The organism is Psychrobacter sp. ENNN9_III, assembly GCF_001462175.1.
In the GTDB taxonomy this organism is placed as follows: Bacteria; Pseudomonadota; Gammaproteobacteria; order Pseudomonadales; family Moraxellaceae; genus Psychrobacter.
Genome location: NZ_LNUO01000014.1, coordinates 1 through 8,706 on the forward strand (window position 1 = coordinate 1; position 8,706 = coordinate 8,706).

At 43.9% G+C, this 8,706-nt stretch carries 7 protein-coding genes; 6 read left to right on the forward strand and 1 reads right to left on the reverse strand.

The genetic code is table 11. The features are described 5' to 3' along the window. Window positions 1–176: 176 nt before the first annotated feature. Window positions 177–2,510 (reverse strand): cation:proton antiporter, encoded by a 2,334-nt coding sequence (locus PENNN9_RS00900; RefSeq protein WP_058367896.1) that lies wholly within the window; start codon window positions 2,508–2,510, stop codon window positions 177–179. A gap of 836 nt (window positions 2,511–3,346) precedes the next feature. On the opposite strand from PENNN9_RS00900, the gene PENNN9_RS00905 reads away from it, so the two are divergent. The 6 genes from PENNN9_RS00905 to purC all read left to right on the forward strand — a co-directional run bounded on the left by PENNN9_RS00905 (window position 3,347) and on the right by purC (window position 8,609). After that, window positions 3,347–4,753: a Do family serine endopeptidase gene (locus PENNN9_RS00905; protein WP_413771727.1), complete on the forward strand. Its 1,407-nt coding sequence runs from the start codon at window positions 3,347–3,349 to the stop codon at window positions 4,751–4,753. 144 nt (window positions 4,754–4,897) lie between these two features. Continuing rightward, window positions 4,898–5,467 (forward strand): hypothetical protein, encoded by a 570-nt coding sequence (locus tag PENNN9_RS00910; RefSeq protein WP_058367897.1) that lies wholly within the window; start codon window positions 4,898–4,900, stop codon window positions 5,465–5,467. Beyond that, window positions 5,464–6,231, forward strand: coding sequence for a hypothetical protein (locus PENNN9_RS00915; RefSeq protein ID WP_156410050.1), 768 nt, complete (start codon window positions 5,464–5,466; stop codon window positions 6,229–6,231). Before PENNN9_RS00910 ends, PENNN9_RS00915 begins: the two co-directional genes overlap by 4 nt. Before the next feature lie 250 nt (window positions 6,232–6,481). Further along, on the forward strand, window positions 6,482–7,387 hold the full coding sequence (gene dapA, locus PENNN9_RS00920) for a 4-hydroxy-tetrahydrodipicolinate synthase (protein ID WP_058367899.1): 906 nt from the start codon (window positions 6,482–6,484) through the stop codon (window positions 7,385–7,387). Window positions 7,388–7,477: 90 nt separating this feature from the next. Next, window positions 7,478–7,801: a hypothetical protein gene (locus tag PENNN9_RS00925; RefSeq protein ID WP_227511675.1), complete on the forward strand. Its 324-nt coding sequence runs from the start codon at window positions 7,478–7,480 to the stop codon at window positions 7,799–7,801. Window positions 7,802–7,895: 94 nt separating this feature from the next. Then, window positions 7,896–8,609: a phosphoribosylaminoimidazolesuccinocarboxamide synthase gene (gene purC / locus PENNN9_RS00930; RefSeq protein WP_058367900.1), complete on the forward strand. Its 714-nt coding sequence runs from the start codon at window positions 7,896–7,898 to the stop codon at window positions 8,607–8,609. Window positions 8,610–8,706: the final 97 nt, after the last annotated feature.

Below are 8,706 nucleotides of genomic sequence, written 5' to 3' on the forward strand. Positions count from 1 at the left end.
CTTGCGCAGACAGATGCGGCAAAAAAATTTATCCCAGTCTCGCTGTATCTTTTGTATATTGACCTGACTGTAGTCTATAACCTACTAAACAAAAACCCCAGCTTTAATGGCTGGGGTTTTTTATGGCATTAAGATAAATTGCTGCTATGAAAAACTGACGTTACTGTTTATCTGGACTATTTATCCGCATTGTCCGGTCTCTTATTTAAGGTTGTATCAACGGAGTCGGCGCTATCATCACTATCAGCAGCTTTGTTAGAAGCCGTATTTTTGTCTGTATCAGGTAGACGATTTGGATCAAGCGAGCCTTTTTTATTCTTGGGTGCGCTGCCACTACCGTTGGCATTGGCTTTTAACGCGGCGACTGAGCTTGATGTTTTTTGCGCGGGCTTTGTAGTCTCAGTGGCTTTATTAGCGGCTTTAGATGCTGAGACGACAGTCTCTTGACTATTAGCTACAGAGCTACCTGGTTTCTCTTTAGCGGCCGAGACATCTGACTCTGCTGGCGGCTCTGTTACTGATGCAGCATTCGACTGAGTCGGTTGACTTTGTCTCTGATCACCTAACTCAGTTTTGGTTGCTGTAGCATTGTCCTGCTTCAATTCATCGCCTACTTCTTCAATCATCTCTTTTTCTTTGCGTTTTTCAGGCGCTTTTGAGTTGGCTTCAAAATGTGCATCAGCGACGGCGCGTGCTTGTACTTGCTTGTCAGTGACATCTACAGGCTTTGGCTGTATATCGTCGTCGACGACCAAAGCGACCAGCTTACGATCACGGGGTACATTGCCATCGAATTTGTCCGTAATCACACTAAGCTTGCCTTCTTTATCGAGCGTATATAGAGGGACAAATTGCTTGTTATCCGCTTTATATTGCTCAAAGCTATAACTGTCAGTGATATTGGTAATCTTGATACGCGCCTTTTTAGATAGCATGCTGGCAAGCTTGGTATAAGTGACGTCTTTGCCAAACAGCCACTGTGAGTGGAAATTTGCCTGTTTAGTATCACGTTCATTTTTGACTTTTTCATCGCTGAACTTTAGACGAAATATTTTTTGTTCACCAAACTCATGACGGTAGTGTATCTCAGATAAGGTGTTTAGCTCTTTATCTGTACTCATAGCAAACAGATGGCCGATACCGATTAAGTCGAGATGATGGTCGGCGTGATCCGAGACTGGGTTACCAAAGTAAGTGCGTAGGCCACTCATACGAGCACCGGCAATATTGGTATAGTTATTGTGCGCCACGATCACATCAAACCCTTGATCTCGTAAAGACGTCGCTACTAACAACGCGATTGGGTTTGAGCCGACGACCAAAATACCGTTGGTGGCAGGCTCACGTACACCCAGCAAATTACCGACCATTTTTGCGCCCAAGCCTTGAATCATGACCGTACCGATGATGACCATAAAGACCAGCGGTACTAATAGCTCAACACCTTGAATGTCGTACTCTTGCAGACGAATGGCAAACAGCGATGAGATGGCGGCAGCGACGATACCACGTGGACCAATCCAGCTAATCATCAGCTTTTCGTTGGTCTTTAGGTTGGAGCCAATAGAAGACGCCCAAACGGATAGTGGACGTGCGATGAACATTACGATTGCCAGCAATATAATCCCTGCAAAACCTACGCTCATAAGACTTGCCAGCTCTACACGAGCCGCAAGAATAATAAATAATACAGAGATTAATAAAACAGTCAACGATTCGTTAAATTCCAAAATCGTATCGCGCGGGAAGTTTGGCCAGTTTGCCAGTGCCACGCCAAGTACGGTCACGGTTAAGAGACCAGATTCATGCTCTAAATGGTTCGATATCGAAAATAATACTAAGACAAAGGCAAGGGTAAAGACATTACGTAAAAACTCAGGCACCATATGACGACGCATTAAGAATGCTAATACCCAAGCGCCCGCCATACCGAGTGCTGTTGCTAAAACGACAATCTTGGCAAACAATAAAAAGCTACTGGCTTCACCGCCTGAGATGATGTACTCGTACACCAATACTACCGCAATCGCGCCGATAGGATCGATGATGATACCTTCCCACTTGAGAATATTAGAAATGGTCTTATTTGGCCGTACACTACGTAGTAACGGCATAATCACCGTTGGCCCAGTCACGCAAACCAAAGCACCAAATAATAACGCGATTAGAGGGTCAACATCGAATAACAGATAGGTCGATAGTGCCACTACCGCGATGGTAATAATCACCCCGATTGACACCAGCATCTGCACCACGGTTCCATGCTGCTTGATTTCATCAAACTCAAGTGTCAACGAGCCTTCAAACAAAATAATGGCCACACCCAAAGAGATAATAGGGAACATAAGCTCGCCTAAAACCAAATCAGGGTCAAAGTAACCCAATACTGGACCGACAATAATGCCGATCAGCAACAAAAACAAAATGGACGGTTGCTTTAAGTACCAAGCCAACCATTGGGCCGCGATGCCGATCCCAACCACGCCGGATAACAGTAGGGCGGTATCCATAAATTAATCCTTTTATAAGCTTGTCATACTGTACATACGTTAAGGGGCGCTCACAATCTAACAATGGCTTCTTGCAAACGTCAAATAGACCCTAAGACTATGATAGTAAATGGTTATTGCAAACGGTTATAACGGTTTTATTTATTACTATTGGTTATCATACAGGGGTAATCATGCCATATAGTGCAATCGGCAAAAATAGTAGTAGAAATCTATATAATAGGAAAAAGCGTTCAAAAACAGCTATAAGTCATCTTATAATGCTCAAACAGATAGGGCAAACCAATAGAAATAAAGATTGTCATTTGACAACTTTGTAAAAATAGCATAATTTTAAATGCAAACTTTTGTTTGTTAATAGATTTATTTGGTTTGTTATCATACCATGATTTAATTTAGCTTGTGTGAAACGTACTTTACGTATAAGTATATCGAGCTACTAGCAGCAGTAGTAAATGCCAGTATAAGTGAACACCTTATAAACCGATTTTTTCTATACTCGTTTAGGTAACTCATCCACGCATAAAGAAGCAGGCACATAGCTATGAAGAATGTTCTACTGCATAATATAAATGGGATAAACGTGTAAATACGATAAAAATATAGTCAGCTCAATATAAAAAAGTTACAGTGGGACTGGTATAAATTTTATGAAGCCTTTACCAACTAGCGAGATGAGCAAGAGGGTTTGCACCAGTCACGCGTCATATGATTGTGTATCCATTTTATTTAGTATTTACTATAGAAGCCAAAATGATTGAACGTTTAAAATGGAGAATAACAAGATGAAGGGCCAATCACTATCTCATCCGCTACAGCGCAAACTACAACGCAGTATACTGACAGCTATGCTAAGTACAGCGATGACCACAAGTGTCAGCGCATTAGCTATCAGTGCTATGACTGCCTCTAGTGCGCAAGCTGCCGTCATTACTACTGACTTCTCTGATCTTGTACAGCAAGTAACGCCAGGCGTGGCGCGGGTCAACGTAACCAAGACTGTCAGTGAAGCTGAGCTGGCCAAAGCTCAAACTGCTGACTTATTGCGCAAGTTCTTTGGTGATCGCGTACGTATCCCTGAACAGGCGGTGACACCAACGATTGAACATGCTTATGGTACCGCGTTTTTTGTGACCTCTAACGGTTATATGCTTACCAATCATCATGTAGTAGAAGGCGCAGATAACATTACGGTCACTTTAAATGACCGTACAGAGCTTGATGCAACGCTGATTGGGAGTGATGAGCGCTCAGATGTAGCCGTATTAAAAGTATCAGGTAGGCAGTTTCCAGCGCTACCTATTGGTGACTCTAATCTTATAAAAGTTGGTGAGCCTGTATTGGCGATTGGCTCACCATTCGGCTTTGATTACTCAGCATCCGCCGGCATTGTGAGTGCTAAGTCACGCAGCTTCTCACGCGAGACCAGTGTGCCTTTTATCCAAACGGATGTAGCTCTCAACCCTGGTAATTCTGGCGGGCCATTATTTAACCAGCGCGGTGAAGTCATCGGTATCAACTCACGGATATTTAGTGGTACAGGAGGCTACATGGGATTGTCGTTTTCAATTCCAATAGATGCGGCGATGGATATTTATGAGCAGCTCAAATCTAACGGTGAAGTGGCGCGTGCTTACTTGGGCATCTATCCACAGGACATCGACCGTAACTTGGCCGAGGTCTATCAGTTGGCACGGCCACAAGGTGCGCTTTTGACCCGCGTATCGCCAGATTCACCTGCACAAAAGGCGGGACTCAAAACAGGTGATATTATTTTGCAGTATAACGATAGCAAAATCATGCGAGCATCAGACCTATTAAACCTCATCAATCGCGCGCGTCCCAATGATACTTTTCGCGCACAAGTACAACGTAATGGTAAGCAGTTGACTGTCTCAGGCAAGCTTAGTCAGGCTCCAAGTGATGTCCAAGCCCAGGGCCGTGATCAGCAAAACAACGAGGTGCGTGTAGGCCTGCGTCTGCGTAATCTAACGCCAGATGAGCAAGCGGAGCTTGCAACCGATGATAAGACTGGCGTACTCGTTACCGCTGTTGATCCAACAGGACTGGCTGCGCGTTCAGGTATCATGGCAGGGGATATCATTACCAATTTGCATCAAAAACCCATAGCCAGTGCAAGCGATTTCTCTGATGCTATCTCGTCGCTACCGACTAAAGGCGTGGTGACGATTGAAGTGATGCGTCAAGGGATACCAGCGATTATCGGACTGCGTATCGAGTAGGGCCAACTATAACAACTGGTCATAAAGGGTCGTCAAAGAGACTTGTTTATCATCGACGTCGCCCTTTATAATGGCTGGTTTTTTGATTTTAGTCAGAATCAGTATTTCTTTATTTTTGTACGTCTATATTACAGCTAGGTATTCATGATTGACCACACCATCTATACGCTAAGTATGCTTATCGCAACAGCACTGTTAGCGTACGTGGTATTGTGGTCAGGATTACAGACCTTTAATGCCAACCCCAGTAAGCGCTTTATGCGCATTTGGCCAAAGTTGGCATTATATTATGCAGCCTATACCATGCCGATTTGGGCACTGCTGTTAGTGATTGATCGAACACAAAACGTGACTTCGGTAGTGGCGCAGCTACCATTATCGCTAGTATTGATAGCGTTAGTAGCTATGGGGTTGTATTTTTATACGGTTATCGTGCAGCCCACTCGCTTACGTATACATCGACAGACAGTGGATATTGACTTAAAAGCAGCCATGACCGTAGCCGTATTAGCAGATTTACGTATTGGATTGTATAGTGGCAAACCGCGACACATACGCAAGCTTGTGGCGACGATTAATGAGCTATCGGTAGATGCGGTATTGATCACCGGTGATTGGCTTTATTATCCGGGTGCTGATTTGGTTGGGCAGTTGATGCTTTTTAAAGGGGTCAATAAGCCCGTTATCCGGGTGCTGATTTGGTTGGGCAGTTGATGCTTTTTAAAGGGGTCAATAAGCCCGTTTATACCGTCATGAGCATCTCGGATTTACGTTATCAGTCGATGAATACGACCAAGCAAGGTCAACCTTTATTAGAAGATACTTTGGCTTGTGCTTTTGATGTACTCGACATTACCTATATTGGTCAGCAGTGCCGATTACTACCACCGATTGCAACTCACCTCGCCAAAAACGCCACACCAAGTGCGCAACCTCAAAGCTCAAACCTGACATCGCATGTGGCGATGCTGTGCGGCTGGCAAGATATGCCGTCATCTTATAAAGGCAACAGCCCACAATTTAATGCTAAGCAATCTTGTAAGAACCCTGTAGCAAAAACATCTCAGTTACCCAAACCTACTCAAAATAACGCTGCCGATAGCGATATCATCGTAGTAGCTAACAAAGCGGAGCTATGTACTAAAATCGAGGAGTCGGTACTGCCAGTTGTTATTTTGGCGTCACGCTTTGATAGTATTACGGATTTACCAAAAGCATTAAAGCCAAGACCGCTATTGATAGCAGCGGCGGCAAAATCAGCAAAATCTAGCGAGAAACTGAGCAACCTACCCAAGCCGCAACGCACTAATGGTGATGCTAGTATCAAATCTACTATTTTTTCTTATGCAGGCTTCGATAATGCACGCGGTTTATATCAGCATGCTAGCGCTCAAGTATTTGTCAGTAGTGGCATCGGTACGCGCGGGTTGCCATTTCGTCTCCGTCGTCCTACCATTGATGTATTGACGATTCGTTAAAAGTAAGTAAAAATTTTATCAAGGTTAATACTTGGTGTTAGACGCACTTTTGTAGCAAAAAACATAAGTTTTTATTCTCTACAAATAATAGCCAATTGACGCTCAATTGTTAGTGAGTGACTAAAACAAAATATGCTACACTATCGAGCATTTATAACAGCAGTAATATGAAGCAGGGCAGTAGTCCTTGCATACGACCTATCATGTAATAGCTTTAATCAAAGCTAAGACAATACAGTAAGGCACAGTTATGAGTACAGCATACGACGACATCCAAACCCGACTACAAGGCTCAATGGTAGCTTTAGTAACACCCATGCACCCTGACGGTACGGTCGATTATAAACGTCTGGCCAAGCTTATAGACTGGCAGATTGAGCAAGGCACACATTGTCTTGTGGCAGTTGGGACTACAGGTGAGTCTGCGACCTTGTCTATGCAAGAGCATAGCGATGTTATTTGCTACTTTGTCAAGCATGTCAATGGCCGCGTGCCAGTCATTGCTGGGACAGGTGCTAACAATACGATGGAAGCAATCAAGCTTACTCAAGATGCTAAGGAAGCTGGAGCGGACTGTGCTTTATTGGTTGCACCCTACTATAACAAGCCGCCTCAAGAAGGCTTGTATCAGCATTACAAGGCTATTGCCGAAGCTGTGGATATGCCGCAGATGCTCTACAATGTACCAGGTCGTACGGTTGTCGATATTGCCCAAGAAACCGTAGAGCGTCTAGCGGATATTGATAACATTGTGGCGATTAAAGATGCGACTGGCTCTGTTGAACGCGGAGAGCAGTTGATTAAAGCAGTCGGTGATAGAATGGTGGTTCTATCTGGTGATGATGGCACTGCGCTTGATTTGATGAAAGTGGGCGGCAAAGGAAATATTTCAGTAACTGCCAATGTCGCGCCTAAAGCGATGAGTGAAACCTTCTCAGCTGCTCTACGTGGAGATTTTGATACAGCGTATGCAGTACATGATGTCGTTAAGCATTTGCACCGTGATTTATTTATTGAGTCGAGCCCTATTCCAGCAAAATATGCGTTACATAAAATGGGTATGATAGATACAGGTATTCGTTTACCGCTAGTATGGCTGGCCAAAGAACATCATGCCACGATTGATACTGCCTTAGAACAGGCAGGTTTATTATAAACATCGGCTAAAAACCAATCATTAGATATGGTAGGCACAGTATTCGTGCCGTATCTAAATAAGTATCGATTGCTAACTCTGAGAGATAATATGATGAAAGCATCATTAACGACCCCAAAACGATTGACCGCCATAGTGACTTTAGTGTTAAGTAGCACTTTAGTATTAAGTGGCTGTCAGGCTACCAAAGAGCTACTTGGCAAGCGTGACAATGGCAGCTTAGAATACCAAGATAGTAAAAAGCTTGCGCCATTAGAGATGCCTGTCTCCCAAGAAGCAGCACCATTTGTGCCTTTGTACCCTACGCCAAATCTTGGAGCAAACACGCTCAAGCTACAGAATGAATCAGGCAAGCAGTATCGGCTACCAAAGCCTGAACGCGCGGTTCCAGTAACTGCTGCCCCTGCTAATTAGTAATCTAGTCTTTTACGTACTATATTGCAGCCAATACTTTGGCCGTGGTTGCACGTTTTTATTACCTAAGTTTGAATGAACAGGATCCTCTACCATGCAAAAGCAACAATTGCTCTATAAAGGCAAAGCCAAATCTGTCTATGAAACCGAGGACAACGATTTTTTAATTTTGCACTTTCGCGATGACACCTCGGCGCTCGATGGCAAGCGTATCGAACAATTGGCACGTAAGGGCGAGGTTAATAACCGCTTTAATACTTTTATTATGCAAAAACTTAGCGAAGCTGGCATTGAGACGCATTTTGAAAAACAGCTCTCGAGCGATGAAGTGCTGGTCAAGCGTATGGACATGTTGCCAGTTGAATGCGTGGTGCGCAACTACGCCGCGGGCAGTCTGGTGCGCCGCTTAGGGTTAGAAGAGGGGCAGGTATTGACGCCGCCAACCTTTGAGCTGTTTTATAAAGATGACGCGCTAGGCGACCCGATGGTTAATGAGTCACTGGCCGTAACCTTGGGCTGGGCGAATGATGATCAGCTTGCTAAAATGAAAGAAATCAGCTATCAGGTGAACGAGGTATTAAAAGACTTGTTTGATAAAGGTGATCTTATCTTGGTTGACTTTAAACTTGAGTTTGGCGTCTTTCATGACCGCATCGTCTTAGGTGATGAATTCTCACCAGACGGTTGCCGTATTTGGGACAAGAACACTAAGAAAAAACTCGATAAGGACCGCTTCCGTCAATCTTTGGGAGATGTGATCGAAGGTTATGAAGAAGTCGCTAAACGTATTGGTGTGCCTCTAAACTAAATACTGAGCTAGATGTTATATCGACCTTATGACACCTTATGGCAATGAAACATTACAAAACCGAGCCTTATGCTCGGTTTTTTTTTGACAAAATTTT